Source organism: Haloferax chudinovii (genome assembly GCF_042663345.1).
In the GTDB taxonomy this organism is placed as follows: domain Archaea; phylum Halobacteriota; class Halobacteria; order Halobacteriales; family Haloferacaceae; genus Haloferax; species Haloferax chudinovii.
Genome location: NZ_JBHTAB010000002.1, coordinates 425,287 through 451,755, shown reverse-complemented (window position 1 = coordinate 451,755; position 26,469 = coordinate 425,287). Strand labels below are relative to the sequence as shown.

Here is a 26,469-nt window from a genome sequence, read left to right as displayed (position 1 = left end):
TCACCCCATGCAGGTCATTCCCATTCAATGAGGAATCTACTCTCTCTTTCGGACCTCCGAACCCAGTTCTCGACCGGCCGCGGTCGGGTCAAGGCCGTCGACGGTCTCGACCTCACGGTCGGTGAGGGCGAGACGGTCGGACTGGTCGGTGAGTCGGGGTCCGGAAAGAGCGTGACGGCGCTGTCGGCGATGGGGCTCGTCGACGACCCCGGCGAAATCGTCTCGGGGTCGGTCGAACTCGAAAGCGCCCGGCTCGCAGACGAGTTCCGCGCGGAGTACAACAACCCTGCCTTCGTCGACGGTGACGTGGTCAACCTCGTCGACGCGCCCGAGGAGGCGCTTCGGGCCGTCCGCGGGCGCGAACTCGGGATGATTTTTCAGGACCCGATGACCTCGCTGAACCCCTCGCTGACGGTGGGCGAGCAGGTCGCAGAGAGCCTTCGGCTCCACCAGTACGGCGGCCGCCGCAAGGACTCGTGGTTCAACGCGGTCCGCGAACTGCTCCCCCGAATCAGCCGCGACATCGACGACGAAATCGTCGAGCGGACCATCGAGGTGCTCGAATCGGTCGGCATCCCCGAACCCGGCGCGCGGGTCGACGAGTTCCCCCACGAGTTCTCCGGCGGGATGCGCCAGCGCGTCCTCATCGCCATCGCGCTCGCCTGCCAGCCGCGCGTGCTCGTCGCCGACGAACCCACGACGGCGCTCGACGTGACCATTCAGGCCCAGATTCTCGACCTCATCGACGACCTGCAGGAGGACCTCGGCATGTCGGTGCTCATGATTACCCACGACCTCGGCGTCGTCGCCGAGACCTGCGACCGGGTCGCGGTCATGTACGCCGGCGAAATCGTCGAGGAGGGGCCGGTCGAAGAGATTTTCCACAACCCCTCGCACCCCTACACGTACACGCTCCTCGAATCGCTCCCGAGCGAGGAAAAAGAGCGCCTGACGCCCATCGAGGGCAACGTGCCGGACCTCATCGACATGCCCGAGGGCTGTCACTTCGCGCCCCGATGCCCGTGGGCTCAGCCGGAGTGCACCTCGGGTGAGATACCGTACAAGCAACACGGCGGCGATGACGTGAACCACCGCTCGAAGTGCGTCCTCGACGACTTCGACACCAACGAGTACGGCGGCGACGCCATCGAGTCATCGACGGGTACCGAGCCGACCGACACGCCGCTTCTCGAAGTCGACGGGATGCAGAAGTACTACGAGCAGGCCGACGGCATCCTCGACCGGTTCCTCGGGGCCGACGACCGGAGCGTGAAGGCGGTCGACGGCATCGACTTCACCGTCTACGAGGGCGAGACGCTCGGGCTGGTCGGCGAGTCGGGCTGTGGGAAGTCCACCGCCGGGCGGAGCCTCCTGCATCTGACGCCGCCGACCGGCGGGCGCGTCGTCTTCTCGGGGACGGACCTCTCGGGGCTCGACAGCGACGAACTCCGGGCGATGCGCCGCGACATGCAGATGATTTTCCAAGACCCGATGTCGTCGCTCGACCCCCGGATGACCGTCGGCCAGACCATCCGCGAGCCGCTCGACGTCCACGACCTCCCCGAGTCCGACCCGGACGTGCGCGGCGAGGCCGACGTCACCGTGACCGGTATCGACGCCGACCGCGTCTCGGTCACCGCGAGCGACGAAATCGACGCCATCGTCGGCTCCTCGAACGGCGTCGCCACCGCCACCGTGACCGTGACCGTCGCTGACAGCGAGGTCGATGTGGCCGTCGAAGAGCGCCTCCGCGCCGAGGTCGAAGTCGAGCGCGAGGGAGACGTCGTCTCGGGCGTCACCGTTCGCGTCACGCCGGGCGATTCCACGAGCGAGCGCCGCCGTCGCCGGGTCCACCAACTGCTCGACGCGGTCGGCCTCGAAGTCGGCCAGTACGACCGCTACCCGCACGAACTCTCCGGCGGCCAGCGCCAGCGCGTCGGCATCGCCCGCGCGCTCGCTGTCGACCCGGACTTCATCGTCGCCGACGAGCCGGTGTCGGCGCTCGACGTGTCCGTGCAGGCGCAGATTCTCAACCTGCTCGAAGACCTCCAAGAGCGCTTCGGCCTGACGTATCTGTTCATCGCGCACGACCTCTCCGTGGTCCGACACATCTCCGACCGCGTCGCCGTGATGTACCTCGGCGAAATCGTCGAGGTGGCGGCGACCGACGAGCTGTTCGACGACCCGAGACACCCCTACACGCAGGCGTTGCTGTCGGCGATTCCGGAGCCCGACCCGGCCGCCGAGACCGGCGACCGCATCATCCTCGAAGGCGACGTGCCGAGCCCCATCAATCCCCCGTCGGGCTGTCACTTCCGGACGCGGTGTCCGCAGGTCATCCCGCCGGCGGACCTCGACATCGAGCAGGCGGCCTACCGCGAGGTGATGGACCTCCGCCAGCGCGTCGAACGCGAGGCGCTGGACGTCGAGAGCGCCCGCGACGCGGCGCTCGATGCGGGCGACCCGAGCGCCGAGGCGACGGTGAGCGCCGACGGCGGCACCGCCGACGCCGACGCCGTCGTGGACGAGCTCCGCGAGTCCCACCTGTCGCACTCGCTGTCGGCCGAACTCCGGGGCGTCGTCGACCGCGCGCTCGAACGCGTCGTCGCCGACGACTGGGAAGAGGCGGGCGAGATTCTCCGCGAGCGATTCGAGAGCGTCTGCGAGCGCGACGCACCCGAGTTGGGCGAACAGACGCACCCCGCGGCGTGTCACCTCGTCGACGAATAGGCGGCGATTGGGGGCCGAAACGGCCGTTCGTCACGTGTCCGACGTTTTTTGATTGTCTCGTATTTTTACCGGAACAGGTCGGTTGTGTCGCTCGTTCCCGTGGATTTACCTTCGTTATTTTTATAGGGGTACATCGATAGGTACAGGTATGTCACAAGATGGCAATAACGTCTCGCGGCGTCGGTTCCTGACGGCCGCGGGGACCGCTGCAGCGACGGCCGCACTCGCGGGTTGTTCCGGCGGCGGCGGCGAGGACACCACCACCGAATCCGGCGAGACGACCGGCGAGGGAGAGACGGACCAGACCGAACAGACCGAAGACGACGGTTCGAACTCGGTCCTTCGCTACGGTCGCGGCAGCCACTCGCCGACGCTCGACTTCCAGAACAGCACGAGCGGCGAGGTCGCCAAGGTGACCGAACAGATCTACGACACGCTCATCAACTTCGAGCCGGGGCAGTCCACGCTGACGCAGGGGCTCGCCACCGAGTACTCCCTTGAGGGCCAGTCGGCCTCCATCACGCTCCGCGAGGGCGTGATGTTCCACAACGGTGAGGAGTTCACGGCGGAGGACTTCGTGGCGACGTATCGCCGCTTCGTCGACAGCGACTACGAGTACTACGCCGGCGACGACTACGTCTCGGCGTACGGGCCGTTCACCCTCGGCTCGTGGATCGACGAGATTCAGGTCGACGGCGACTACTCGATGACGATTCAACTGACCCAGTCGTACGCGCCGTTCCTGCGTAACCTGGCGATGTTCGCGGCGGCGGTCCACTCCCGCGCCGCAATCGAGGAGTACGGCACGGACCTCAGTTCGAACGCCGTGGGAACGGGCCCGTTCCAGCTGAGCAATCTCGACGACGCGAACGAGATCATCCGCCTCGAAGCCAACCCCGACTACTGGGGCGACGGGCCGAACGTGGACGAGGCCGTCTTCGTCACCATCGGCCAGAACTCGACGCGCGCCCAGTCGCTCGCGTCGGGCGAACTCGACATCATCGACGGGCTCGGCGCGCAGTCGTCCGTCCAGGTCGAGAACGCCAGCAACGCGAACCTCGTCCGCACCGAGGGTATCAACATCGGCTACATGGCGTTCAACATGGCGAGCCGCGAGGAGTTCCGCGACCGCCGCGTCCGGCAGGCCGTCAGCCACGCCATCAACACCGAAGCCATCGTCAACGAGATTTACTCGGGCTTCGCGACGCAGGCGAGCCAGCCGCTCCCGCCGAACGTCCTCGGTCACAACGACGACATCGACCCGTACCCGTACGACCCCGAAGAGGCCCAGCGCCTCCTCGAAGAGGCCGGCTACGGCGACGGCTTCTCGTTCGAACTGGCGACGTTCCAGAACCCCCGCGGTTACAACCCGTCGCCGATTCAGACCGCCGAAACCGTCGCGTCCAACCTCGGCGAAATCGGTATCGAGGTCGACATCAACCAGCAGTCGTTCGGGCCGTTCCTCGAATACACCGCTCAGGGCCGCCACGACGCGTGTTTCCTCGGCTGGTACACCGACAACGCCGACCCGGACAACTTCATGTACGTCCTCCTGCACCCGCAGGTAGAGGAGGGCGAACTCACGGAGGGACAGGACTGGGTCAGCTTCGACGCCGAAGGCTACAACACCAGTAACCGCTCGGCGTGGGCGAACCGCGACTACATGGACCTCGTCGAACAGGGTCAGAGCACCTACGACGAGGCCGAGCGCGAGTCGCTGTACAACGAGGCGAACCAGATTGCACACGACGAGGCCCCGTGGGTCTACCTCGACTACGCGGACGAGCTTCGCGGCGTCTCCAACCGCGTCAGCGGGTTCCAGGTCGCCGCTATCAGCGGTCCGTACCTCAACCTCGTCAGCCTGAACTGAGGAACTGACCGCGCCTTCGACTTTCATGATTTCCACACGATTCGTACTCAAGCGGCTGCTGTTGCTCGTCCCCGTGCTGGTGGGAGTGGCGTCGCTCGTCTTCTCCATCCTGCATCTCTCGCCGGGCGACCCGGCGCTCACCATCGCGGGCGAGCGCGCCAGCGAGGAGTTCGTCCGGCAGGTCGAAGAGAGCCTCGGCCTGAACGACCCAATCTGGGTGCAGTACGGGAGGTTCCTCGTCGACGCCGCGCAGTTCCAGTTCGGCGAGTCCTTCATCATCCAGCGGAACACCGCGGTCCGCGAGGTGCTCACGAACAAACTGCCGGTCACGCTCGAACTCGCCATCTACGGCCAGCTCATCGGTATCTCGCTGGGCATCCCGCTCGGCATTCTGAGCGCCGTCAAACAGGACACCATCACGGACCACCTGACCCGCATCGGCGCGCTCGCCGGCATCAGCGTGCCCATCTTCTGGAGCGGTCCGCTTCTCATCCTGCTGTTCGCGCAGATGCTCGGGTGGCTCCCGACGAGCGGCCGTATCTCGGTCCTCTACAACGTCGAGGCCATCCGGGTGACGGGACTCGTCACGGTCGACACCCTCATCGCGGGCAACTGGGACATGTTCGTCTCCGCGGTCCGCCACATGATTCTCCCGGCGTCGGTCATCGGCGTCTACTCGATGGCGCTCATCTCCCGGATGATGCGCTCGTCGATGCTGGAGGTCATCCGGCAGGACTACATGCGGACCGCCCGCGCGAAGGGCCAAGGCGCGAAGATAACGGTCCTGAAACACGGCTTCCGCAACGCGATGATTCCCGTCATCACGGTCATCGGCATCCAGTTCGGTGGCCTGCTCGGCGGCGCAGTACTCACGGAGACGGTGTTCGCCATCGGCGGCATCGGGACGCTCCTGGTCGAGGCCATCAAGGTCGGCGACTACCCCATCGTGCAGGGGACGGTCCTGACGTTCGCGTTCCTGTTCACGCTGGTCAACCTCGGCGTCGACATCACCTACTCCGTCCTTGACCCGAGGATCGAACAATGAGCACGGAAACCACGACCACGAACGAGACGTCGACCGACGTCGACCAGCGCGGGCTCGTCGACCGCGTCACGGCGTCGCCGTTCGTCTCCCGCCTGCTGTCGAACCGCCTCGCGCTCGCGGGCATCGCCATCATCGTCGCGATGGTGGTCATCGCGCTGTACGCGCGGCTGTTTTTGGACCTCGACGTCATCACGCAGTCGCAACTCGGGACGAACCCGAACCGCGCCGCGCCGAGTCTCGACTTCCTCTTCGGGACCGACGGACAGGCCCGGAGCCTCCTGCCGCGGGTGGCGTACGGCGCGTGGTACGCGATGCTGTTCGGCACCGTCACGGTCGCCGCCTCGACCGTCCTCGGCGTCGGTCTCGGCATCATCGCGGCCTACTACGGCGACGTGACCGACAACGTCATCATGCGGACGATGGACGTGCTGCTCGCGTTCCCGTCGCTCCTCTTGGCGCTGGCGCTCGTCGCCATCTTCCCCGACGACCTCGGGCTGTGGCGGGCGGTCGCCGCGCTGACGCTCGTCTACACGCCGCGGTTCGCCCGCGTCGTCCGCGGGGCCGCGCTGACCGTACTCGAAAACGAGTACATCGACGCGACGGTCGCGCTCGGCGCGGCCGACCCGCGGGTGCTAGTTCGGCACGTCCTGCCGAACTGCCTCGCGCCCATCACGGTCCAGAGCACGCTCAACTTCGGGCTGGCCATCATCGACCTCGCGGCGCTGTCGTTCCTCGGCTTCGGTGCCGCGGCCGGCACGCCCTCGTGGGGCCTCATGCTCTCGAACGGCGTGAGTCAGGGCCTGCTCACCGGCGTCTGGTGGTGGTCGTTCTTCCCCGGATTCTTCCTCGCGCTCACGGTGCTGGGGTTCAACCTCCTCGGCGACGGCATGCGCGACGCGCTCGACCCGCGGATGCGCGAAGCGGTCGACTGACCGACCGTGTCAGCGCCACCGGAACCGGGGGACGCGGACGCGCGTCCCGCACTCGAACGGGCGGCGGTTCGGTTCCGCCTCGTCGGCACCGCGGCCCTCGTGGGCGCGCTCGTCGCCGCCGTCTGGCTGGCCGCTCAGCCGGTCGTCGGTGACTTCGCGGGGAGCGTCGAGACGACGTTCGCGCTCGGCTCGCTCGCGTTCGGGTTCGGCCTCCTCGGGTGGTCCGGGGCGGTCGCGGTCGGCCGCGGTATCGAGTCGATGCAGACGCACCTCGACACCGACACGGACTGGACGGAAGCGGACGCTCGGCGGGCGATGGCCCGGATTCTCGGGTTCGGACTCGGCGTGATGCTCGGGGCGACGGCGGTCGGCTCTGCCGTCTCCGTGTTCGTCGCCGCCGCCTCCTGAGTCGGCCGAACGGAAACTCGGAGTCAGGCCTTCGGCAGTCGAAGCTCGATAATCGTCCCGTGCGGCTCGTTGTCCACGATTTCCATCGAGCCGTTGCTGTTCGTCACGGCCCAGCGGACGAACCAGAGCCCGAGCCCGTTCGTGTGCCGAAGCGGCGACTCCCGACCGGAGTTAAGCGGTTCGCGTTCGAGCGACGGCATCCCCGGGCCGTTGTCGGCGACGCGGACGACCACCTGCTCCGGACCGTCGTCGTCGGTGACTGAGAGTTCGATTTGGATCTCGTCGCCGCCGTACACGACGGCGTTGTCGACGAGTTCGTTCACCACGAGTTCGAACGTCGTGTGGGCTCGTGCGTTCGCGACTTCCGGCGCGTCGACGGTGATGGTCGCCTCGGGATAGCTGAGGCGCGCGCCCTCGACGACGTTGCGAACGCAGTCGGCGATGTTCTGCAGTTGCACTCGCTCCGCCACGTTGGGGTCCAGCGCGGAACTGAACCTCCGAGCCGTCTCGGCGAGCGAGAGGAGTTCGCTCGTCGCCCGCTCGATGGCCGCCGCCGACTCGCGCACGTCGTCGTCGTCGGTCCGCTCCAGCACCATCGTCGCATGCGCCTGCGCGATGTTCATCTTGTTCCGGAGATTGTGTCTGATGACGCGGTCGAGGACGGAGAGCCGCCGTTCGCGCTCTTGGATATCGGTCACGTCGCGGCCGACACAGACGATGCCATCGAACTCGCCGCCCGACGATTTCGACGCGATGGTCGTCTGGAACTGCCGTTCGGCACCGGTTTGGTCGACGACGACCGTCTCGATACTCTCTTCGACGCTCTCTCCGGCGAAAAGCGACGCGATGGTCTCCAAGAGCGCTTGGGAGTGTCGCTCGCCGAACACCGCCGAAACGTGTTTGCCGACGAGGTCGTCGGGGTCGCGGCCCAGTAGGTCGGCGGTCGCGCTGTTCGCGAGGACGAACCGGAGGTTGTCGTCCAGCGTGTAAATCGAGTCGGCGGTCGTCTCGACGATGCGCTCGTAGCGCTCCAGTTCCTTCGAGCGAGCCTTCCGCTCGGTGATGTCTTGGACGGTTCCCCGGAAGACGGGGCCGTCGGTTTCCGGCGTCGTGACGCCGCGGACGTGTACCCAGCGCGTCTCGCCACTCGTCGTCTCCAGTCGACACTCGACGGACTGCTCTTCGCCGGTCTCGACGAGGCGCTCGAACGCCGCTCGGACCACGGGTTCGTCTTCGGGGTGATAGAAAGCAAACGCCTCCGAGAGGGTGAACGTGGTCTGGTCGTCGACGCCGACGAGTTCTGCGAGGCCGCTCGTGAACAGCACCGAATCAGTCCGGGTGTCGACCTCCCACGCGCCGACCGAGGCGATTCGCTGGCTCTGGTCGAACAGGTCGAGCAATCGCTCGCGCTCGCGGTCCTGTTGCTTCTGTGCTGTCACGTCCTCGATGGCGGCAATCACGCCGATTCGCTCCCCGTCGCTTCCGGTCAGGGGGGCGGCGTTGACGACGAGCCATCGGCGCTCGTCGGCGACGTCGATGCCGTGTTCGTAGCCTCTGACCATCTCGCCGGTCTCTCGCACTCGGTCGAAGGGGAGGTCATCGGGGTTGAGCGGCTCTCCGTCCCCGTCGACGAGGTCCCACTCGGGCGCGTCGTACGGCTGTCCGAGTACGACCGACCGCCGCAGACCGAGAATCCTCTGGGCCGCCTCGTTGGCGCGTATGATAACCTCGTTCTCGTTGAGGACCGCGATGCCGACCGGACTCGTCTCGAAGAGCTGTTTGAGCGTCTGCGTCTCGTGGACGAGTTGGTTCCTGAGCGCGTGACGGACGGTCGCGTCGGTCTGGAACCCGACGAAGTGAGTGAGTTCGTCGTCCTCGTAGACCGGCGATATCTTCAGTTCGTTCCAGAAGGGCGTCCCGTCCTTCCGGTAGTTAGTGAGGCTGACAGCGGCCTTTTCACCCGACTCGACCGCCTCGTGAAGCGTCTCGACCGGCTCGGAGTCGGTTTCGGCTCCCTGCAGGAACCGGCAGTTCCGGCCGACGACCTCCGAGCGGTCGTAGCCGGTCATCTCCTCGAATGCGTCGTTGACGTACGTGAGCGGGTGGTCGTCGTCGGCCTCGGTGATAGTGATACCGACGGTCGCGCTGTCCATCGCGCGGCGGTACAGCGCGAGCTGGAGCGACTGGCGTCGGGTCTGGAGGAGCGACTCGACCCGCGACCGGATGACCGCGCTCGGCGCGGGAACCGCGAGCACGTCGTCGGGGACGTCCTCGAGGCGTCGCGCGGCGACGCGCTGTTCGTCTTGTTCGACCGTCAACACGACTGGCACGAAGCGGTCGCCCGCGTCCGATTTGCGCGCTTCGAGGGCGTCGGCGACGGCGGGGTAGGTCGCCATGTCGACGATACAGAGGTCGAACTCCGGGAGTGGGGGTCCGTCCTCACGGCCGCGCTCCCAGACGACGACCTCGTACGCGTCGAGGAGGTCCGCCAGTAGCTCGCGGTCGCGAGCGCCGCGAACCGCGAGGAGTATCCGTTCGTCTCCGGACGCGCCACGCGCGGAACGTGCTCCGTTCCGAGACGCGTCTTCGCTCACAGTCACTCAGCCTCGTTCCACGTCGGCGTCCCCGTGAGGATGCCTCGAAGCTCGTCGAGCGGTTCGCCAACGGTGATGCCGTCCGTCCCGATTTCGAACGACCGGAGCGTCGGTTCGAAGCCCCCGAACCGCTTTTTGAGGACGCCGACGGCCTTACGAATCTCGCCGCGAACCTCGATGTAGCGAATGAACAGGATGTTGTCCGCGAGGTAGCTCACGTGGTTGTCCGAGACGTGGAACGCGCCGGTGACCTGCTGTACCTCCTCGGTCAACAGGACGGTGACGCCCATGTTCTTGAGGTACCGCGCCAGTGCGTGGAGTTCGCGGCGGATGTCGCTTCGCTCGTCGGTGAGGCTGAGTTGGTAGCCGGCGGTGCCGTCTATCAGCACGAATTTGGTGTCGTTGGCCTCGACCTCGGCGCGCACCCGCTGGGCGAACTCGTCGGTCGAAAGCGAGAGCGGTTCGACGGCGTCGACCCGGAGGTCCCCCGAATCGACGCGGTCGTCTATCGGGATGCCGATGGACTCAGTGCGGTGTCGGAAGCTCTGTTTGCTCTCTTCGAACAGGTAGATGGCGGCGCGCTCGCCACGGTCGGCGCTCGCCCGCGCGAACGCGGCCCCAGTGGTGGACTTGCCGACGCCGCTCGGGCCGCTGACGAGCGTGATGCTCCCCCGCTCGATGCCGCCGCCGAGCAGGGCGTCGAGGTCGTCGATACCCGACGAGAGCGGCTCGATAGTGAACTCGCGGTGGTGCGAGTCGGGGACGAGCCGCGGGAAGACGCGCATCCCGCGACCGCCGTCGATTCGCATGGCGTGCGGCCCCGTCTGAGAGTCCGACCCGCGGAACTTCTCGATGCGGACCGACCGGCCCCAATCGGACCGAGACAGCGACATCGAGCCGTCACAGAGGTACGCGAGCGTCTCGTCGGTGTCACCACTCGACGGCTGGCTCGTAAACAGCGTCGTCGTACCCGACCGCTTGAGGTAGCTCAGAAGCGACGAGACGAGCCGGCGGAACTGGTATCTGTCCGACGAGAGCCGACCGAGTTGGCTCAGCGGATCGATGACGACCCTGTCGGGGTCGTGTTCCTCGATTGCCTCCCGGAGTTCGTTCGCCGTCGACTTCCCCTCGACCTCGCCCGGCGACAGCATCGTGTAGGCCTCGTCGTCGAGGAACGCCTCGGGCGACGGCCCCAAGTCGAGAATCGGCACCTCGGAGAGGTCGAACCCGAGCGTCTCGGCGTTCGCCCGGAGGTCGGCGCTCGACTCCTCGAAAGAGATGAACAGCACGTCCTCGTCGTTTTCGCGTCCGGCGGCCATGAAGTGGTAGCCGACGATGGTCTTTCCCGCCCCCGATTCCCCGCGGACCATGTACGTCCGGTTCGGCACCAGTCCGCCGTCTAATACCGCGTCGAGCCCGGATATTCCCGTAGAGAGTCGTGGAGGGAGAGTCGTCATGCTGTATATATCTGTCCGGCGCACTAAGAAACTACCACCGTCTCGGTCTGTCACGCTTCGGAACAGCACATCTCAGTCGGGGGTGTCGGAACGAGAGCGGTGGCGTTCGGTCGGTGGGGTGGTGACGCCCGATGAGACTCAGGCGGCCTCCGCCTGCGTCGCGGTCTTTCGAATCTCGTCGAGGACCGAGTCGAGAGCGAGCACGTCGGACAGCGCCTCCATCGCGCTGGAGAAGGGCACGTCGAGCGCGTAGCTGTAGTAGTTTCCGCGCGAGCCGGTGCGGTTCTCCTCGGCCGAGAGGATACCGAGCATCCGGAGGTCCGAGAGGTGGTTGTGGACCGACCGCTGGGCGAGTGGGTCGATGCCGGCGGAGTTACACAGCCGGAGATACTCCTGATAGAGGTCGCGCATCCGACACGGCGTCTCGTCGTGGGCGGCCTTCGAGACGACCGCGAGGAGCGCGAAGTGGCCGTTCTCGGTGAGTTCGCGCATCCCCTCGACGACGCGCTCCTGTTCGAGTTTCTGCCGGGCGATGTCGACGTGGTCGAGCGTGATTCGCTCGTCGTCTTTGTTCTCGGCGTGTTCGCCCGCCAGCCGCAGGAGGTCCAGCGCCTGTCGCGCGCTCCCGCTGTCGCGGGCGGCGAGCGCCGCACAGAGGTTGAGCACGCCCTCCTCGCAGGCGTCCTCGGCGATGGCGACCGTCGCGCGCGATTCGAGGATGTTCTGGAGTTCGGGCGCTTGGTACGGCGGGAAGTGGAGTTCGCGCTCGCAGAGGGTGTCCTGCACGCGCGGGTCGAGCTGGTCGTGGAACTTGAAGTCGTTCGAGATGCCGATGAGGCCGACCTTGGCGTCTTCGAGCTTCCCGTTCGAACGCGCCCGCGGGAGTTCGTAGAGGAGTTCGTCGCGGTCGCCGATGGAGTCGACTTCGTCGAGGACGATGAGGACCGTCCCGCCCACGTCGTCCAACTCCTGAAACAGCTTTTTGAAGACGGTCTGTTGGGGGTAGCCGGTCGAGCTGATCTCCGCGCCCGGCGGTCGAAGCTCGTTGACGAGTTCGACCGCCACCTGATACGAGGAGTTGAGCGTCTTGCAGTTGATGGAGATGACGCTGAGGTCGACGTCGTCGTACTGCGAGACGTCTTCGAGGAGCATCTCGAGGAGGAACTCGGTGACCGCGGTCTTCCCCACGCCGGTGTTGCCGTACAGGAAGACGTTGTTCGGCTCCCAGCCGTCGACGACGGGTTGGAGCGCGTCCATGTACTCCGAAATCTCGTCGTCGCGCTCCTCGATGCGCTCGGGCTTGTAGGACTCCCCGAGGGCGTCCTTATTGGTGAAGACGTTTTGTTTTCGCTCGAACCGGCGCATTAGCGTCGGTCCGTTGTGGCGTCTCCTTATTTAAAACCCCGATTTCATCTGATTCATGTGAATTGGGGCGGCGGTGTCGTCGTGAGGTCGGAGCGTGATTGACCACTCTGTCGGTATCTCCTGCCGCCCTCCTTTCCTTGTTGTTTGCTTACTCATACTGTGGTCTGTGTGAACTCGTTTGAACAGACACACACTACTATTACAAGTGAAGAGGGGTACGCGAGAGTGACTAGTAGAACAACAGAGCACGCTTTCAACTAAAGCTTTGATATGTATTGGTGCTCACAATGCGAGTCTCTGTGTGACGTGTCTGCTGTGAACGACGCTTAACCGGCCTGAAACGCCCCAAATCACCTGCAACGGTGGTGGGTGACGGGCGTTCGAGTCGCGACCGAGGTTCACTTGCATCGGTGCTCTCTCCGAGTAGCCGCCCGTGCCACCCCCTTTGTGGCGTCACCGCTCTTCACGTGCAACGGTGGTGTCTGTGTGTGTCCCCTCCCCCTCCCTCCCAGCGCAAATTCACTTGCAACCGTGGTGTGTGAGTGTCGAGACTCGGCTTTCGTCCGCCGTACCCGCGGATGGTTCACTTGCACGGGTGGTCTGTCCGGCCGCGTCATTTGCGGGCCGAACGGCAGGAATCCCGCTTGATTTGGCCGGTCGGTTGACTTTCGTTCGTCCCTCTGACGACCGCTCCGTCCCTCGAAATGTCTTTACCCCGGATACTGTTATCTTCTACCGTGGACCGTTCCGCCCTCCGCGCGCTCGCACTGGCCCTCCTCGCGGTCGTCGCCCTCTCCGTCGTCGCCGCCACCATCGACTCGACCGTCGTCACCAGCGGCGGCTCGATAGGCTTCGGTGGCGGCGAGACCGGCGGTGCAGTCGCTGGTGATACAGACGAGACCGGCGTCCGACCGACCGGCGATTCGTCCGGCAATCTCAGCCTCCCGACGCCGTGTCTCCCGTGGTTGCTCTCGCCCGGAATCCTCGCGGTCGTCGCCCTCATCTTCGTCCTCCTCGGCGCGTACGCCTATCGGGAGACCGGTTCGGTGCTCCCGCCACTCGCCATCTTCACGGCGCTCGGGCCGCCGGTCGTCCTCCTGTTCGCCCTCCTCACGGCGTGTCGCCGCGAGTTCTCGTTTTCGTCTCGCGCCGCGGCCGCCGCGCGGAACGTCTCGTTTCTCCCTGCCGGCGGCGGTGGCAGTCTCGGCGGCGGTGGCGCGGCCCAGAGCGTCTCGCCGCCGACGCTCCTGTTCGGTCTCCTGCTCGCGGTCGCGCTCGTCGTCGCGGTGTTCATGCTCGTGACGGGGACCGGCGATTCGCCCGAGGCCGACGACGAAGTCGCGCCGGCCGTCGAGGACGAGGGGTCGAACGTCGCCGCCGTCGGCCGCGCCGCCGGGGCCGCGGCCCGGCGCATCGAGGACGGTGACGCAGACGTGGAAAACGAGGTGTTCCGGGCGTGGGGGGAGATGACCGCGCTCCTCGACGTGCCGAACCGCCGCGCCGCGACGCCCGCCGAGTTCGCGGACTCGGCCGTCGCCGCCGGCATGGACCGCGACGACGTGAGCGCCCTGACGACGCTGTTCGAGGAAGTCCGCTACGGCGGCTTCGAGGCGACGTCGGAGCGCGAGCGCCGGGCGGTCGACGCGCTCAGGAACATCGAAGACGCCTACGCCGACTCGACGGAGGCCGACCGATGACGCTGACGCGTCGGCTGTTCCTGCTCGTCGGCGTCGTCGCCACCGTCGCGGGGTTCGCCGTCGTCGCCGGCGTCTCGCTCGGCCTCGAACTGACGGACGTCTTCCTCGGCCTCGTCGCGGTGCTGGCGGCGATTCAGGGGCTTCGGTACGTCCAGCGCCGCCGCGACACGACCCCGAACCCCACGGTCACCGGGGACCCGGAAGCGCGGGTCACGGTCCCGACACCCGGCTCCGACTTCGACGACGACCTCGTGTCGGCGGCGGGTCGGCGAACTCGCTGGGCCGCCCGCGAACGGGTCGTCGACCGCCTCAAAGCGCGGGCCAAGGCGGCGCTCGTCGCTCGGGGCGGCCGCGCTCCCGAGGAAGCGGCCGCACTCCTCGACACCGGCGGGTGGACCGACGACCCGGTCGCCGCGCGGTTCCTCGGCGCGTCCGTCTCGATTCCGCTCCGACAGCGCGTCCGCCTCTTCCTGTCCGGGCAGTCGTCGCTCGCCGACCGCGTCGAGCGCACCGTCGCCGCGATAGAGCGAGTCGGCACCGCCGACGCCCCCGCGGGTGAGCGCCGATGAGCGGCGGCTTCGACACCGAGCGCTGGACCGGCCTCGATGGTCTCGTCCTCGTCGCGGCCGCCGCCGGCGTGTTCACCCGCGAGCCGTCGCTCCTCCTCGCGGCCGGTCTCGGCGTCGTCGTCCTCGCCTACGTCCGGGTCGCGTCGATTCCCGAGGTGTCGCTCCGCATCGAGCGCGACCTCTCCGACGCGACGCCCGACCCCGACGACGAGGTCGAAGTCACGCTCCACGTCACCAACGAGGGGTCTCGGACACTGTTCGACCTCCGCGTCGTCGACGGCGTGCCGCCGGCGCTCGGCGTCGACGACGGTTCCGCCCGACTGGGAACGGCGCTCCGGCCGGGGGCCACCGCCACCGCGACCTACACGGTCACGGCCGTCCGCGGCGAGCACGCGTGGGAGGAGACGGTCGTCGTCGTCCGCGACCCGAGCGGTGCCGTCGAGTCCCGCGAGACGGTCGACGCCGAGACGACGCTCCGCTGTGAGCCCGAACTCGCCGCGACCGCCGACCTGCCGCTTCGGGGACTCACCTCGAAGTACGCCGGGCGCGTCGAGACTGACGTGCCGGGGTCAGGGCTCGAGTTCGCCTCCATCCGCGAGTACCGCCACGGCGACCCAATTCGGCGCATCGACTGGAACCGCCGCGCCCGCACGGGCGAACTCGCCACGGTGGAGTTCAGAGAGGAGCGCGCGGCGGCCGTCGTCCTCGTCGTCGACACCCGCGTGGAGGCGCACGTCGCCCCCGACGACGAGACCGAGACCGCGGTCGAACGCTCCGTCGACGCCGCGAGCGTCGCCTTCTCGGCGCTTCTCGACAGCGGCGACAGCGTCGGCGTCGCGGCGTTCGGTCCCGACGAGTGCTGGCTCGCCCCCTCGTCGGGCGTCGACCACCGCGCCCGCGCCCGCCGGTTGTTCGCGACGCACCCGGCGTTCGCGCCGACGCCGCCGGACGGGTCGTTCTTCGCCTCCGTCGCCCTCCGACGGCTCCGTCGTCGGCTCGCCAGCGACGCGCAGGTCGTCTTCTGCTCGCCGCTCGTGGACGACTACGCGGTGTCGGTCGCCCGTCGGTTGGAGGCCTACGGCCACGCCGTGACGGTCGTCTCGCCCGACCCGACGGCGACCGCGACCGTCGGCGCGCGACTCGCCCGCATCGAGCGCGACCTGCGGCTCCGCGAACTCCGGCGGAGCGGCATCCGCGTCGTGGACTGGGGTGACGAACCCCTCGGCGTCGCGCTCGCGCGGGCCGAAGCGGGGTGGTCGCGGTGAGCGAAATCACCCGCGAGCCGACCCGCACGGGGACCGCCATGGCATTGTCGGTCGCCGGCTTCGCGACGCTCGCGCTCGGGTTCACCACGTCGACGGCGGGGGTCGGCGGCCTCGCCGCGACGGTCGCGCTCGCCGCCGGACTGTTCCGGGGGTCGCGGCGCGTCGTCGACGCCGCCGGCGGGCTGTTCTTCCTCTCGCTCCTCTTCGCGGGAGCGAGCGGGGCCGAGACGGAGGCGCTGTTGCTCGCCGCGGTCGGGTCGATACTCGCGTGGGACCTCGCCGACAACGCGCGCTCGGTCGGCGAACACCTCGGTCGCGAGACCGACACGCTCCGGCTCGAACTCGTCCACGCGGCGGCGACGCTCGTCGTGCTCGCGGTCGGCGCGGCCGTCGTCTACGGCGCGGACCGGGCGGCCGCCGGCGGCCAGCCAATCACGGCCGTCGTCTTACTGTTGGTCGGCGTCGTCGCGCTCGTGGCGGTCGTCGCGCGTTGAGGCGTTGAAATCGCCGCCTGAGGCCGTCTCGGTTCCTCTCGGTTCCCGCCTTATTCCAGCGTCGGTACGGTCACCCGGCCGAGCACGTCGTCGACGACGTCCGATTTCCGCACGTCTTCGACCCGCGCGTCCGGCGTCAGAACGAGGCGGTGGGCGAGCACGGACTGCGCGACGCGCTTTACGTCGTCGGGCGTGACGAACTCGCGGCCCTCGATGACGGCGCGGGCGCGGGTCGCCTCGAACAGCCGCTGGGTCCCGCGGGGGGAGACGCCGATGCGGACCCGGCGGTCGGTGCGCGTCTCCCGCGCGAGCTTCGCCATGTATTCGAGCAGGTCGTCCTCGACGCGGACCGACTCGGGCGCGCGGCGGATGGCGGCGACGGCGTCGCGGTCGAGGACGCGCTCGACGCTCGGGCTCTGTTCGCTCCGGCCGGCGCGCCGGTGGAGGAGTTCGACCTCGCCGTCGAGGTCGGGGTAGCCGATGGCCGACTTCACGACGAACCGGTCGACCTGCGCCTCGGGCAGGGTGAACGTCCCCTCCTGTTCGACGGGGTTCTGCGTGGCGATGACGAAAAAGGGGCTCGGAAGCTGATGGGTCTCGCCGTCGACGGTCACCTGCCCCTCTTCCATCGCTTCGAGGAGCGCGGCCTGCGTCTTCGGCGGCGCGCGGTTTATCTCGTCGGCGAGGACGACGTTGGCGAAGATTGGCCCCGGGGAGAACTCGAAGGTCCGCTCGCGTTCGTCGTAGATGTTCGTCCCGGTCACGTCGGCGGGAAGCAGGTCCGGGGTGAACTGCACGCGGGAAAACGACAGCCCGAGCGCGGTGGCGACGCTCCGCGCGGTGAGTGTCTTTCCGGTTCCCGGAACGTCTTCGAGGAGGACGTGGCCACGGGCGAGGACGCCCGTCAGGACGGTTTCGAGGAAGGCTCGGTCGGCGATGACGGCCTCCGAGATGGCGTCGAGCACCTCGGCGCACGTCTCGCTGGCCGTGTCGATGTCCATACATCTCTCGGGTCTGCGTGCGACTTATTCCCGTTGGTCGGCGGGAATCGGGCCGGCCGGTCGCCCGTCGTCCGTCGCCCGTTGTCGACCTCGCCAACTCCCTCCGGTTCCTCCCGGCGCAGACCCGCCGACCGCACCCGTGTGACTCTCCGCCGCGGCCCCCGGAAATCGAAACGGATTAAACTATCCGCGAGAGAGAAGACGATGGAAGCCGAGGTAGCCTAGCCCGGCCAAGGCGGTAGATTCGAAATCTACTGTCCATTCGGACACGTGAGTTCAAATCTCACCCTCGGCGCTTCTTCCGAACGTCACCTCGCGAGAGACGTTTATCTCTCTCCCCCCGCGTGACGAGGATGTGCGATGGCCCGAGATTTGAACCAGCGAGCGAACGCAGTGAGCGAGTGAGGTTCAAATCTCACCCTCGGCGCTTCTGGCGGCCACAACACTCTGAGCCGCGCGTCTCGTCGCGCCACCGTCTCACTCCTCGATGCCTTCTCTCGACTCCCACTCTCCCCAGTGAACGAGTTCGCTCGTGTCGATGCGCTCGCGCCAGCCCTCCCGCTGAAGCACCGGCTCCTCCGGAAAGCCGTCTTCGGGATAGCCGACACAGAGATACGCAATCGGCTCGACGTGGTGTGGAATACCCAGCACCTCGCGGACCTCGTGCGGGTAGAGAAACGACACCCAGCCGACGCCGACGCCCTCGGCCCGCGCGGCCAGCCAGAGGTTCTGCACGGCGAGACACGTCGAGTAGGCGTCCATCGCCTGCATCGTGTTGCGCCCGAGGACGTGCGGCGCGTCCCGCGTCGGGTCGCACGTGACGCAGATGTTCACCGGCGCGTCGGTGATGCCCTCCAACTTCAGCCGGCCGAACTCCGATTTTCGGGGCGCTCGATAGCCCTCGCGGGCCGCGGCAATGGCCCGCTCCGCGATGGACGCGACTGGGGCCTTCGTCTCGTCGTCTTCGATGACGACGAAGTCCCACGGTTGCGAGAAGCCGACGCTCGGGGCGTGATGCGCGGCGTCGAGCAGTCGCACCAGCGTCTCCTCGGACACCGGGTCGTCGCCGAACCGCCGGATGTCCCGCCGCGCGTATATCGACTTGTACACTCCCGACCGCTCGCGCTCCGTGAATCCAACCATCGTTGCGATAGTCCAGACTGGCTTGCAAATCGGTTCTGATACGCCCGACTGAGCGCTCTTCACCCTCGAAAACGTTACCAATCAGATACGAATGGTGTCCGTATGGACACCGCGCTCGAACGCAAACTGGACATCATCATCGCCCTCCTATTTTTGCTCCTACTCATCGAGAGCTATCGGGTAGCCGGCTACTTCGGGGCCACACTCGTCATCATTCTCGGCGTCGTCTTCACCTACGGAGTGGGCTCGGAGCCGAGTTCGTCCTGAGTCGCGTTCTCGCCGTGGGAGGGCATCCCCGCGCAGTCCCTCGATTTCACGTTCACTCTCCTAGGATTCGATACATATCCCCTGCCCGCGTCAGCGCAAGTATGAGTGCGAACGTAGCAAGCGCGGACACGAGCGAACGGGGCGGGACGCGACGCATCGACGTGACGACGGTCCGAACCGGCCGCGTCGCCGACTTCGCTGAGACGGAACTCGGCGACGCCGCTATCGGGTTCGAGCGCCGCGGCGGCTGGACCTGCCTCGTCGCGACAGAAACGCAGTAAGCCGGAGCCCTCGCGGCCGCTGTACGGAGTTGGAGTTGGTCGTCCGCGAGAAACGTAGCGGACGCGAACGCGACAGTCTTGATTTCGGTTTCTTTAGTCGTCGGCAGAGGCGGGCGTCGGCGACGTGTGGTTCGGCGCGAGCAGTCGGTCGAGCGCGTCCACCATCGCCTGAACGCTCGCCCGCGTGATGTCGGCGTGCGACGCCGCGACGGTGACGCTTCGGTCGCCGAGCGACATGGTCACCTCGACGGTCACGACGGCATCGGTGCCGCCGGTGATGGCGTCGACGTGGTACTCGTCGAGTTGGGCGTCGGCGTCGGGACCGAGCGCTTCGCGGACGGCCTTCACCGCGGCGTCGACCGGGCCGGAGCCGGTGCCGGAGGCGACGCGTTCCTCGCCCTCGACGCGGAGGCGGACGCTCGCGGTCGGCGTGCCGCCGCCCGAGGCGGCCGTGAGGTCGAGCAGTTCGACCTGTCGGGCGCGCTCGCGGCCCTGTACGTCTTCTGCGAACGCGAGGAGGTCGGCGTCGGTGACGCGCTTGCCGCGGTCGCCGAGTTCCTTCACGCGCTCGACGACGGCCGCGACCTCCTCGTCGGTGGCGTCGACGCCGTGTTCCTCCAGTGCGGCCTTGACGCCGGCGCGACCGGCGTGCTTTCCGAGGACGAGGCGGCGCTCGCGGCCGACCGTCTCCGGCGGGTACGGCTCGTACATCGCGTCGTCCTTGAGCGTCCCGTCGGTGTGGATGCCGCTCTCGTGGGTGAACGCGTTCTGGCCGACGACCGCCTTGTTCGGCGGGAGCGAGACGCCCGTGGCCTGCGCGACTTTCTGGGCGAGTGCGTACAGCTCGTCGAGCTTCACCGACTCCACGTCGTAGCAGTGGTCGAGCGCGATGGCGACCTCTTCGAGCGCGACGTTGCCGGCGCGCTCGCCGATGCCGTTGACCGTGGTGTGGACGAGGTCGGCACCCGCGGCGAGACTGGCGTGGACGTTCGCCATCGCGAGGCCGAGGTCGTCGTGGGTGTGCGTCGAGGTCGGACCGAGTTCGGCGAGTCGGGAGACGACCTCGTAGGTGTGTTCGGGGCTCGTGTGGCCGACCGTGTCGGCGAAACAGAAGCGGTCGGCTCCGGCGTCGTGGCTGGCGCGAGCGAGCGATTCGAGGAACTCCGGGGCGGCCCGCGAGCCGTCCTCGCCGATGACCTCGACCCAGAGGCCGTGGTCCTTTGCGTAGGCGACGAGCTCGTCGGTGGTCTCGACGACGCCCTCGCGGGTCGTCCCGACTTTCGACTCGACGTGCCGGTCGCTCGCTGGGACGACGAGCGTGACGCCGTCGACGTCGCAGTCGAGCGCGAGGTCGACGTCGTTCTTGACGCCGCGGGCGAAACTCGTCACCGTCGCGTCGAGGCCGAGCGACGTGACGCGCTTTATCGTCTCGCGCTCACCGGGGCCGGTGCAGGCGCTTCCGGCCTCGATGTAATCGACTTCGGCGCGGTCGAGCGCGCGGGCGATGTCGGCCTTCTGGGCCGGCGTCAGCGAGACGCCGGGGGCCTGCTCGCCGTCGCGGAGCGTGGTGTCTAAGAGCTGTACTGAATCAGAAGTGCGTAGCTCGGGGGTCTTCCCGAATCGTTCGTTCACGGTAGAATCGTGTCCTTGTGGGTTAGAACCGTCGAATTTCACAGCCAGCCGTCTCGCGACGACTTACTCTATCCTCCGTCGGTGTGGTAGGTTCCGACATAGTAGTTGAACACATTTGTCGATGAAGGGATAAAAGAGATGGTTCCGACAGAAATTGGTATCTCGCCGGGGACCGCGCTGGACGGGCGTCGATTCGAGGCCGACGAGTCACTCCGAAATCTCGACCAAGTCGCCGGGTTCGACGCCGTCGGCCGCGCCCGCGGGGAGTTCGACGATGGTGTCGGCCATCCCGAAGCCGATACCCGTCCACGCCGACAGCCGCTTTTTCTTCGTCACCTCGTCGCCGACGAGCCAGAGCGCGTCGATGTCGAACGGGACGAACACCATGTGGAGGCTGTGGCGGTCGGCGTCGTCGAACCGGAAGACGAGGGCGTAGTCGTCCGGCACGGAGCCGCGGAACATCAGCCCGCGCGCCTGCGAGAGGAACGAGTCGGCCGTCTCGAGGTTCGACGCGAGAGTCGATTGGTCTCCGTTCCGTCGGTGAACGAGTCTCACGTCGCCGGCTTCGACGGCGGACGTGATGAAACCACCGTCGAGACGGCGGGCCGTCCGCCGCCGAGAGCAACGTTTAGGCTTGCCCCGCCCCGAACGCGCCCCATGGAGCGGACGCCGACAGGGACGCCCGTGGGGGTCGACGACCCCTACGACCACGCCGGCCGTTGCGACCACCTCACGAGCGACGGCACGTGCCGCCTCGCCCGCGAGTACGCCGACCGCGACCCGGCGTTCGCCCGCGAGCGTGCCCGAGCGGACTACGACTGCGTCGCGGCCGCCGAGGGCTGTGACTTCCGCGACTGCCCGCACTACGCCTCGACGACGAGCGGCCGCGAGTGCGTTCGGTGCGGGCTCGAAGAGGTCCGCATGGCCCACGACTCGACCGCCCGTCCGTTACTCGAAGCACACCACCTCTCGTACGGGGGCCGCGATGGCGACGGCGACGGCGACGAACCCGCCCACGAAATCACGGTCGCGCTGTGTCGGTGGTGCCACACGAAGGTCCACAAGTCGTTCGCCCGCATCGACGACGACGCCTCACCCGACGTCGAGGCACTCGCCGAGCGAGAGGGCCGCCGGACGAAGGAACTCGACGAACTCGGGTTCCAGACGGCGCGGGACCGCGCCGGCGACGAGTGAGTTGCGGAAGCGGACGAGGCGACCAGCGGCGACGACCCCACCAAACACTGAAGCGAACTCCCGCGGCCCAGCCGCCTCGACGTGCCAATCTGATGCACGGATACGCGCATATCGGGCGTTCTTCGATTGACTTTTAGGCACGGTGGTCCAATCCGGGGCATGACCCGCATCGTCGTCATCGACAACCACGGGCAGTTCACCCACCTCGAACGACGCGCGCTCCGCGACCTCGGCGTCGACACGGAACTCGTCGACAACGACACCGACCCCGCGGACATCGACGCGGATGGCATCGTCCTCTCCGGCGGCCCCGACATGGACCGCATCGGTCGCAGTCCCGACTATCTCGACCTCGACGTGCCCGTCCTCGGCATCTGTCTCGGCATGCAGATTCTCGCGGAAGAACTCGACGGTCGCGTCGGCTCCGGCGACTACGGCGGCTACGCCGACGTGGACGTGGAAATCCTCGACGAGGACGACCCCCTTATCGGCTCGCTCGCCCCCGAGACCCGCGTCTGGGCCAGCCACGCCGACGAGGTCAAAGAAGTCCCCGAGGGCTTCACCCACACTGCCACGAGCGACGTGTGCACCATCGAGGCCATGAGCGACGCCGACCGGGACCTCTACGGCGTCCAGTGGCACCCCGAGGTCGCCCACACCGACGAGGGCGAAGAAGTGTTCGAGAACTTCATCGACATCTGCGAGCGGTAGTCGACATCTGCGAGCGGTCGGCCGTCTTCGACCGCGACCGCGGCGACCGCGTTCGACCGCGACCGCGTTCTCTGCTGTGACTCGCCGCGTTCTCTGCTGTGACTCGCCGCGTTCTCTCCTGTCGTCGCGGCCCAGCTCTCTCCCTGTCGCCGTCGCGGAAAACCGCACACCGGCGACGCGACGCGTCGTCTTCCACGGTCGTTTATCGGAAGCAAGCCGAGACATTTACTGGCCTCCGTTCTGTCTGTTCGGGAAATGACCTCCACCCAGAGCGACCTCGCTGGGCTCTCGCGGTTCATCTTCCGCGCGCCCAGCTGGTACACGAGTCTCGGGTTCGCCCTGCTCGTCGCCGCGATGGCGGGTATCGGCGCGTTCGACTCCGGGGACCTCGCCGGGTCGTGGCGGGGTATCTTCTTCCTCGGCCGGGACGCTTGGGAAGGCATCTTCTTCATCGGGATTCCGACCGTCGTCGCGGCGTTCGGCACCACCGGCGTCGACCGGTTCGTCGGCGGGAAACTGACGCACAACCGCTCGTCGCTCCTCGCGCTCGCCGGCGAGGTGATCATCGTCACGTTCCTCACCGGGGCCGCCATCGTCTCCGTCTTCACGGGCCTCGGCCAGACGTTCATCTTCGACGCGCTCGTGGTCGCCCTCGCGTCGGTGTTCGCCTTCCGCCTGCTCATCGTGATGGCCGTCTCCCGGTCGTCGTTGCTCATCGCGGCGGTCCCGGCGAGCATCCAGACGCTCACGTCAGCCGCCCTCCTGTTCGTCTACAGCGGGACGCTCCGCTTCTTCGAGGTCGGCGGCCCCATCCTCGACGCCTATCTGATGCCCTACCTCGCCCGCCCCGACCGGGCACCGCCTGAGCTGTCGGCCATCGCGCTGAGCCACTTCCAACTCCTCGCCATCACCTGCGTGATGTACGCCCTCGGCGTCTACGTCTTCCTCCGTATCGTCGACCGTCCGTGGCGTCGCGGGCTCGGCGTGTCCGTCCTCGACTTCATCCGCGGTTTCATCGGCCACATCGCCGAGGGCACCCGCGAACTGGAGGACTTCTTCGAACAGCTCGGACAGGAGGCCATCGTCCCCGTCACCGTGCTCTCGTTCGAGCGCGAGGACGGCACCGAGAAGGCCCGGTTCGTCCTCCCGATGATTCACCCCGGTCCGATGGGCGAAATCGGCGGCGGCAACTTCCCCGAGCGCGTCGCCCGCCGGGCCGAGGGACTCGTGTTCCCGCCCCACGCGACCGCGGGCCACGACTTCAACCTCGTGACCGAACGCGAGGTGGACGTGGTCCTCGACGCGGCCGACGACGCCTACGAGCGCATCGAGTACAGCTCCGACGTGACCGAGAGCGTTCGCGTCCAGTCCGGCGACGCGAAGATGCTCGGTCAGCGCTTCGGCGACGACGCGCTTCTCGTCTCGACGTACGCCCCGCAGTTCGCCGACGACGTCGAGTACGCGGTCGGCCTCTCGGCGTCCGCAGAGGCCCGCACGACGGGACTGCACGACGTGCTTCTCGTCGACGCCCACAACTGCAACAACGGGCTTCAGGGCCCCGACCTCGGCCACGTCACGCCGGGGAGCAAGCGGTCGTTCGACATGATTACTGCCGCCGGACTCGCGGGGGAGGAACTCTCGGCGTCGCCGTCCGGGTCGCTCTCGCTGGGAACGGCGTTCGACCCGACCGACTGGACGACGCGGGAGGGAATCGGCCCGCTGGGCATCCGCGTGGCCGCGACGACCATCGGCGACCAGACGACCGCGTACGTCCTCATCGACGGCAACAACATGGAACCGGGCCTGCGCGACCGCATCGTCGAGGGGCTGACGACCGGCCCGGAGGCGAGAGCCGACGTGGCCGAGGTGATGACGACGGACACCCACATCGTCAACACCGTCGAAGCGGAAAATCAGGTCGGTGCGGCCATCGACGCCGACGAACTCCGGGAGACCATCGAGCGCCTCGTCGACGACGCGCTCGCGGACACCGAACCCGTCGTCGCCGGCATGGCGACCGAGCGCGCCGAGGTGACCATCTTCGGCAACGACCGCACCGAGACGCTCGCCAGCCACGCCAACGTCGTCGTCTCGATGGGCGGGGCGCTCGCAATCGCGCTCATCCTCGCGGCGATGGCCGTCAGCCTGCTCGTGTTCTTCCTCGCGTAGGCCACGCCGGCGGCTCGTATTCGTCCGGCGCTCCCACTGAGCTCTCTTCGTCCGGCGCTCTCTCACCTCTCGTTCTCTGCGGTTCCGGCGTCGCCACTCGCGGGTCGATTCAAGCGACGAGTGACCGCCCGCCGCACTACCTCAGTGAGAGCGTTCGCGTCTCGATAGCGCCGCAACTCGGACAGACGCGCCGGTAGAACACGCTCGACCCGGTCGTCTTGGCCGACCACTCGCCGTCGTCGTCGGTGAAGCCGCACTTCGAACAGGTGAGGTCGGCCTCGCTGTATCGCTCTCGTAACCGGTCCAACGCCGTCGTTCCTCTCGGCGTCCGTCTAATTGACATGAGGTAACATACATCACTATCATGTTTAATTGTGTCGGGTGGTTTCACACCGGCCAGTGGTGATACTTGCGGAATCCAAAATTTTGTGAGCGAATCGCTTCGCGTTCGTTCCGCGCGACGGCCGCGACAGCGCGGCCGCTCGGCGGGAGAAACCGAGTGCGGGGGGTGCCCGCGAGAACGTCCCTTACTCCTCGTCGGCGGCCGCGAACAACTCGTCCACGGCCTCCTGCGCCGTCAGCGCCGCCTCCTCGGCGACCGCCTCCGCGTCGTCGGCGTCGTCGGGCGCGTTGATGTATACGTCCACGTCGAGGACGCCGTCTTCGAACGTCACGGTGACGTCGAAGTCCTTGACGCGAGACTGCTTGAAGCGGGCGAAGATGAGGCCTTCAGCCGCCTCCGCGGCGGTCTCGACCACCTCTTCGTCCGTCGGCTGTGGCATTTACGCGCCGCCGGGGCCCATCGGACCCGCGCCGCCCGCGCCGCCCTGGAGCATCTGCTGGAGCTCTTCCTGCAGGCTCTCGAACTTCTCCTGCACGCGCGTCTCCTGCTTCGTGAGCTGTTCGACGCGCACTTCGAGGTTCTCGACTTTCTCTTCGAGGTCGTCTTTGGCCGACTCGTAGTCGGTCTCGATGAGGAGTTCGCCGACCTCGCGGTACATCTTCGAGTCCGCGTCGGTCTCTTCGAGCGTCGTGAGCGCCGTCTGTGCCTCGTTGAGCGCGGTCTCGGAGGACTGCTTCTGCTCGGAGACGTTCTGTGCGGTCTCCTGAAGGTTCTGCAGTTCTTCGAGCTTCTCTTGGGCTTCCGGCGGTAGACTTCCCTGCATACCCGAACCGACGGGACGCCGGCCCTAAAACACCCGCGGTCTCCTACGCGGACTCCGACAGCGCGCTCCCCGTCGAAGCGACGCGCTCTGCGGTCTCTACGAGGCGTATCCACGAGTTCACGCCCGCGCGGAGCGCGACGAGGTCGCCGGCCTCGACGGTGACGATGACGGTCCGCCCCTCGCGGGCGACGCGCGCACCCGACCGAGCGTCGTCTATCTCGCCCTTTTCGACGGCGACGCTTCGCTCGACGACGCGTGCGCGCCGCTCGGTAGAATAGTCGAATTCGAGCGAAGCGCTGTGCGCTGGGCGCACGCTACTCGACGGCGACTTCTTTGACGTCGGGCGACCGCTCTTTCAGCAGGACGCGGTGGCCGCAGTACGGACAGCGGACGCCACCGAACTCGTCCAGTTCGACATCGCGCTTGCACCGGGAACACTTGTAGCTCATTGTGAAGATGTAAAGCGTCGAGGCTACTTG

At 67.4% G+C, this 26,469-nt stretch carries 26 protein-coding genes and 1 tRNA gene; 15 read left to right on the top strand and 12 right to left on the bottom strand.

The genetic code is table 11. From position 1 onward, the window contains the following. Window positions 1-27 precede the first annotated feature (27 nt). The 5 genes from ACFQI8_RS06505 to ACFQI8_RS06485 all read left to right on the top strand — a co-directional run bounded on the left by ACFQI8_RS06505 (window position 28) and on the right by ACFQI8_RS06485 (window position 6,985). Window positions 28-2,730 (top strand): ABC transporter ATP-binding protein, encoded by a 2,703-nt coding sequence (locus ACFQI8_RS06505; protein WP_390243526.1) that lies wholly within the window; start codon window positions 28-30, stop codon window positions 2,728-2,730. Window positions 2,731-2,878: 148 nt separating this feature from the next. Continuing rightward, complete coding sequence (locus tag ACFQI8_RS06500; RefSeq protein ID WP_390243525.1) at window positions 2,879-4,600, top strand: ABC transporter substrate-binding protein; 1,722 nt, start codon at window positions 2,879-2,881, stop codon at window positions 4,598-4,600. A 25-nt stretch (window positions 4,601-4,625) separates the two neighbouring features. Then, window positions 4,626-5,645: an ABC transporter permease gene (locus tag ACFQI8_RS06495; RefSeq protein WP_390243523.1), complete on the top strand. Its 1,020-nt coding sequence runs from the start codon at window positions 4,626-4,628 to the stop codon at window positions 5,643-5,645. Continuing rightward, window positions 5,642-6,577 (top strand): ABC transporter permease, encoded by a 936-nt coding sequence (locus ACFQI8_RS06490; RefSeq protein ID WP_390243521.1) that lies wholly within the window; start codon window positions 5,642-5,644, stop codon window positions 6,575-6,577. The genes ACFQI8_RS06495 and ACFQI8_RS06490 overlap by 4 nt, the downstream gene beginning before the upstream one ends. A gap of 6 nt (window positions 6,578-6,583) precedes the next feature. After that, window positions 6,584-6,985 carry a DUF7268 family protein gene (locus ACFQI8_RS06485; protein ID WP_390243520.1) on the top strand — a complete coding sequence of 134 codons (402 nt, stop codon included), beginning with the start codon at window positions 6,584-6,586 and terminating at the stop codon, window positions 6,983-6,985. 23 nt (window positions 6,986-7,008) lie between these two features. On the opposite strand, the gene ACFQI8_RS06480 is transcribed toward ACFQI8_RS06485, so the two are convergent. The 3 genes from ACFQI8_RS06480 to ACFQI8_RS06470 form a co-directional block, all read right to left on the bottom strand. Continuing rightward, window positions 7,009-9,585, bottom strand: coding sequence for a PAS domain S-box protein (locus tag ACFQI8_RS06480; protein WP_390243519.1), 2,577 nt, complete (start codon window positions 9,583-9,585; stop codon window positions 7,009-7,011). Further along, the gene (locus ACFQI8_RS06475; RefSeq protein ID WP_390243518.1) at window positions 9,582-11,036 is read right to left on the bottom strand and encodes an ATPase domain-containing protein; all 1,455 of its coding nucleotides are present in this window, start codon (window positions 11,034-11,036) and stop codon (window positions 9,582-9,584) included. The genes ACFQI8_RS06480 and ACFQI8_RS06475 overlap by 4 nt, the downstream gene beginning before the upstream one ends. Window positions 11,037-11,174: 138 nt before the next feature. After that, window positions 11,175-12,401 (bottom strand): orc1/cdc6 family replication initiation protein, encoded by a 1,227-nt coding sequence (locus tag ACFQI8_RS06470; RefSeq protein ID WP_390243516.1) that lies wholly within the window; start codon window positions 12,399-12,401, stop codon window positions 11,175-11,177. A gap of 737 nt (window positions 12,402-13,138) precedes the next feature. On the opposite strand from ACFQI8_RS06470, the gene ACFQI8_RS06465 reads away from it, so the two are divergent. Genes ACFQI8_RS06465 through ACFQI8_RS06450 form a run of 4 tightly spaced genes read left to right on the top strand, consistent with a single transcriptional unit; the run spans window position 13,139 to window position 16,426 of the window. Continuing rightward, on the top strand, window positions 13,139-14,098 hold the full coding sequence (locus ACFQI8_RS06465) for a DUF4129 domain-containing protein (protein WP_390243515.1): 960 nt from the start codon (window positions 13,139-13,141) through the stop codon (window positions 14,096-14,098). Further along, window positions 14,095-14,667, top strand: a complete 573-nt coding sequence (locus ACFQI8_RS06460; protein WP_390243514.1) for a DUF7269 family protein — start codon at window positions 14,095-14,097, stop codon at window positions 14,665-14,667. Before ACFQI8_RS06465 ends, ACFQI8_RS06460 begins: the two co-directional genes overlap by 4 nt. Beyond that, entirely contained in the window at window positions 14,664-15,932 is a 1,269-nt protein-coding gene (locus ACFQI8_RS06455) for a DUF58 domain-containing protein (RefSeq protein ID WP_390243512.1), read from the top strand. The genes ACFQI8_RS06460 and ACFQI8_RS06455 overlap by 4 nt, the downstream gene beginning before the upstream one ends. Beyond that, window positions 15,920-16,426 (top strand): DUF7519 family protein, encoded by a 507-nt coding sequence (locus ACFQI8_RS06450; RefSeq protein ID WP_390243510.1) that lies wholly within the window; start codon window positions 15,920-15,922, stop codon window positions 16,424-16,426. Before ACFQI8_RS06455 ends, ACFQI8_RS06450 begins: the two co-directional genes overlap by 13 nt. A gap of 50 nt (window positions 16,427-16,476) precedes the next feature. On the opposite strand, the gene ACFQI8_RS06445 is transcribed toward ACFQI8_RS06450, so the two are convergent. Beyond that, window positions 16,477-17,427, bottom strand: coding sequence for an AAA family ATPase (locus tag ACFQI8_RS06445; protein WP_390243508.1), 951 nt, complete (start codon window positions 17,425-17,427; stop codon window positions 16,477-16,479). Window positions 17,428-17,637: 210 nt separating this feature from the next. Between ACFQI8_RS06445 and ACFQI8_RS06440 the strand changes: the two genes are divergently transcribed. Further along, window positions 17,638-17,722, top strand: a tRNA-Ser gene (locus ACFQI8_RS06440). Between the two features lie 182 nt (window positions 17,723-17,904). Here the strand turns inward: ACFQI8_RS06440 and bluB are convergent. After that, window positions 17,905-18,570 (bottom strand): 5,6-dimethylbenzimidazole synthase, encoded by a 666-nt coding sequence (bluB, locus tag ACFQI8_RS06435; RefSeq protein WP_390243507.1) that lies wholly within the window; start codon window positions 18,568-18,570, stop codon window positions 17,905-17,907. Window positions 18,571-18,672: 102 nt separating this feature from the next. Here bluB and ACFQI8_RS06430 point away from each other — a divergent pair, with 102 nt between their 5' ends. Both ACFQI8_RS06430 and ACFQI8_RS06425 read left to right on the top strand, forming a co-directional pair. After that, window positions 18,673-18,837 carry a hypothetical protein gene (locus ACFQI8_RS06430; protein ID WP_390243505.1) on the top strand — a complete coding sequence of 55 codons (165 nt, stop codon included), beginning with the start codon at window positions 18,673-18,675 and terminating at the stop codon, window positions 18,835-18,837. A 101-nt stretch (window positions 18,838-18,938) separates the two neighbouring features. Further along, window positions 18,939-19,118 carry a hypothetical protein gene (locus ACFQI8_RS06425; protein WP_390243503.1) on the top strand — a complete coding sequence of 60 codons (180 nt, stop codon included), beginning with the start codon at window positions 18,939-18,941 and terminating at the stop codon, window positions 19,116-19,118. Window positions 19,119-19,211: 93 nt separating this feature from the next. Here ACFQI8_RS06425 and ACFQI8_RS06420 read toward each other — a convergent pair whose 3' ends face one another. Both ACFQI8_RS06420 and ACFQI8_RS06415 read right to left on the bottom strand, forming a co-directional pair. Next, window positions 19,212-20,750 carry a (R)-citramalate synthase gene (locus ACFQI8_RS06420; RefSeq protein WP_390243501.1) on the bottom strand — a complete coding sequence of 513 codons (1,539 nt, stop codon included), beginning with the start codon at window positions 20,748-20,750 and terminating at the stop codon, window positions 19,212-19,214. Between the two features lie 207 nt (window positions 20,751-20,957). Further along, window positions 20,958-21,305 (bottom strand): DUF192 domain-containing protein, encoded by a 348-nt coding sequence (locus ACFQI8_RS06415; RefSeq protein ID WP_390243499.1) that lies wholly within the window; start codon window positions 21,303-21,305, stop codon window positions 20,958-20,960. Between the two features lie 102 nt (window positions 21,306-21,407). On the opposite strand from ACFQI8_RS06415, the gene ACFQI8_RS06410 reads away from it, so the two are divergent. The 3 genes from ACFQI8_RS06410 (at window position 21,408) to ACFQI8_RS06400 (ending at window position 24,824) form a co-directional block, all read left to right on the top strand. Then, window positions 21,408-21,944, top strand: coding sequence for a DUF7097 family protein (locus tag ACFQI8_RS06410; protein WP_390243497.1), 537 nt, complete (start codon window positions 21,408-21,410; stop codon window positions 21,942-21,944). Window positions 21,945-22,103: 159 nt separating this feature from the next. After that, window positions 22,104-22,655: a GMP synthase subunit A gene (locus ACFQI8_RS06405; RefSeq protein ID WP_390243496.1), complete on the top strand. Its 552-nt coding sequence runs from the start codon at window positions 22,104-22,106 to the stop codon at window positions 22,653-22,655. 255 nt (window positions 22,656-22,910) lie between these two features. Continuing rightward, a complete protein-coding gene (locus ACFQI8_RS06400; protein WP_390243495.1) occupies window positions 22,911-24,824 on the top strand; it encodes a DUF2070 family protein in 1,914 nt (637 codons plus the stop codon). Between the two features lie 136 nt (window positions 24,825-24,960). Here ACFQI8_RS06400 and ACFQI8_RS06395 read toward each other — a convergent pair whose 3' ends face one another. The 5 genes from ACFQI8_RS06395 to ACFQI8_RS06375 all read right to left on the bottom strand — a co-directional run bounded on the left by ACFQI8_RS06395 (window position 24,961) and on the right by ACFQI8_RS06375 (window position 26,439). After that, complete coding sequence (locus tag ACFQI8_RS06395; RefSeq protein WP_390243493.1) at window positions 24,961-25,167, bottom strand: HVO_0649 family zinc finger protein; 207 nt, start codon at window positions 25,165-25,167, stop codon at window positions 24,961-24,963. Window positions 25,168-25,351: 184 nt separating this feature from the next. Then, window positions 25,352-25,606, bottom strand: coding sequence for a DUF3194 domain-containing protein (locus tag ACFQI8_RS06390; protein ID WP_390243492.1), 255 nt, complete (start codon window positions 25,604-25,606; stop codon window positions 25,352-25,354). Further along, window positions 25,607-25,990: a prefoldin subunit beta gene (locus ACFQI8_RS06385; protein ID WP_390243491.1), complete on the bottom strand. Its 384-nt coding sequence runs from the start codon at window positions 25,988-25,990 to the stop codon at window positions 25,607-25,609. A gap of 43 nt (window positions 25,991-26,033) precedes the next feature. Further along, window positions 26,034-26,303, bottom strand: coding sequence for a KEOPS complex subunit Pcc1 (locus tag ACFQI8_RS06380; RefSeq protein ID WP_390243490.1), 270 nt, complete (start codon window positions 26,301-26,303; stop codon window positions 26,034-26,036). A gap of 1 nt (window position 26,304) precedes the next feature. Continuing rightward, window positions 26,305-26,439: a DNA-directed RNA polymerase subunit P gene (locus tag ACFQI8_RS06375; protein ID WP_390243488.1), complete on the bottom strand. Its 135-nt coding sequence runs from the start codon at window positions 26,437-26,439 to the stop codon at window positions 26,305-26,307. Window positions 26,440-26,469 lie beyond the last annotated feature (30 nt).

Excerpts from the sequence above, each read along its gene's own strand:
- ACFQI8_RS06505 (WP_390243526.1), top strand. The coding sequence starts at position 28 with ATGAGGAATCTACTCTCTCTTTCGGACCTCCGAACCCAGTTCTCGACC.
- ACFQI8_RS06500 (WP_390243525.1), top strand. The coding sequence starts at position 2,879 with ATGTCACAAGATGGCAATAACGTCTCGCGGCGTCGGTTCCTGACGGCC.
- ACFQI8_RS06495 (WP_390243523.1), top strand. The coding sequence starts at position 4,626 with ATGATTTCCACACGATTCGTACTCAAGCGGCTGCTGTTGCTCGTCCCC.
- ACFQI8_RS06490 (WP_390243521.1), top strand. The coding sequence starts at position 5,642 with ATGAGCACGGAAACCACGACCACGAACGAGACGTCGACCGACGTCGAC.
- ACFQI8_RS06475 (WP_390243518.1), bottom strand. The coding sequence starts at position 11,036 with ATGACGACTCTCCCTCCACGACTCTCTACGGGAATATCCGGGCTCGAC.
- ACFQI8_RS06470 (WP_390243516.1), bottom strand. The coding sequence starts at position 12,401 with ATGCGCCGGTTCGAGCGAAAACAAAACGTCTTCACCAATAAGGACGCC.
- ACFQI8_RS06460 (WP_390243514.1), top strand. The coding sequence starts at position 14,095 with ATGACGCTGACGCGTCGGCTGTTCCTGCTCGTCGGCGTCGTCGCCACC.
- ACFQI8_RS06455 (WP_390243512.1), top strand. The coding sequence starts at position 14,664 with ATGAGCGGCGGCTTCGACACCGAGCGCTGGACCGGCCTCGATGGTCTC.
- ACFQI8_RS06445 (WP_390243508.1), bottom strand. The coding sequence starts at position 17,427 with ATGGACATCGACACGGCCAGCGAGACGTGCGCCGAGGTGCTCGACGCC.
- bluB (WP_390243507.1), bottom strand. The coding sequence starts at position 18,570 with ATGGTTGGATTCACGGAGCGCGAGCGGTCGGGAGTGTACAAGTCGATA.
- ACFQI8_RS06430 (WP_390243505.1), top strand. The coding sequence starts at position 18,673 with ATGGACACCGCGCTCGAACGCAAACTGGACATCATCATCGCCCTCCTA.
- ACFQI8_RS06425 (WP_390243503.1), top strand. The coding sequence starts at position 18,939 with ATGAGTGCGAACGTAGCAAGCGCGGACACGAGCGAACGGGGCGGGACG.
- ACFQI8_RS06410 (WP_390243497.1), top strand. The coding sequence starts at position 21,408 with ATGGAGCGGACGCCGACAGGGACGCCCGTGGGGGTCGACGACCCCTAC.
- ACFQI8_RS06405 (WP_390243496.1), top strand. The coding sequence starts at position 22,104 with ATGACCCGCATCGTCGTCATCGACAACCACGGGCAGTTCACCCACCTC.
- ACFQI8_RS06400 (WP_390243495.1), top strand. The coding sequence starts at position 22,911 with ATGACCTCCACCCAGAGCGACCTCGCTGGGCTCTCGCGGTTCATCTTC.
- ACFQI8_RS06395 (WP_390243493.1), bottom strand. The coding sequence starts at position 25,167 with ATGTCAATTAGACGGACGCCGAGAGGAACGACGGCGTTGGACCGGTTA.
- ACFQI8_RS06390 (WP_390243492.1), bottom strand. The coding sequence starts at position 25,606 with ATGCCACAGCCGACGGACGAAGAGGTGGTCGAGACCGCCGCGGAGGCG.
- ACFQI8_RS06385 (WP_390243491.1), bottom strand. The coding sequence starts at position 25,990 with ATGCAGGGAAGTCTACCGCCGGAAGCCCAAGAGAAGCTCGAAGAACTG.
- ACFQI8_RS06375 (WP_390243488.1), bottom strand. The coding sequence starts at position 26,439 with ATGAGCTACAAGTGTTCCCGGTGCAAGCGCGATGTCGAACTGGACGAG.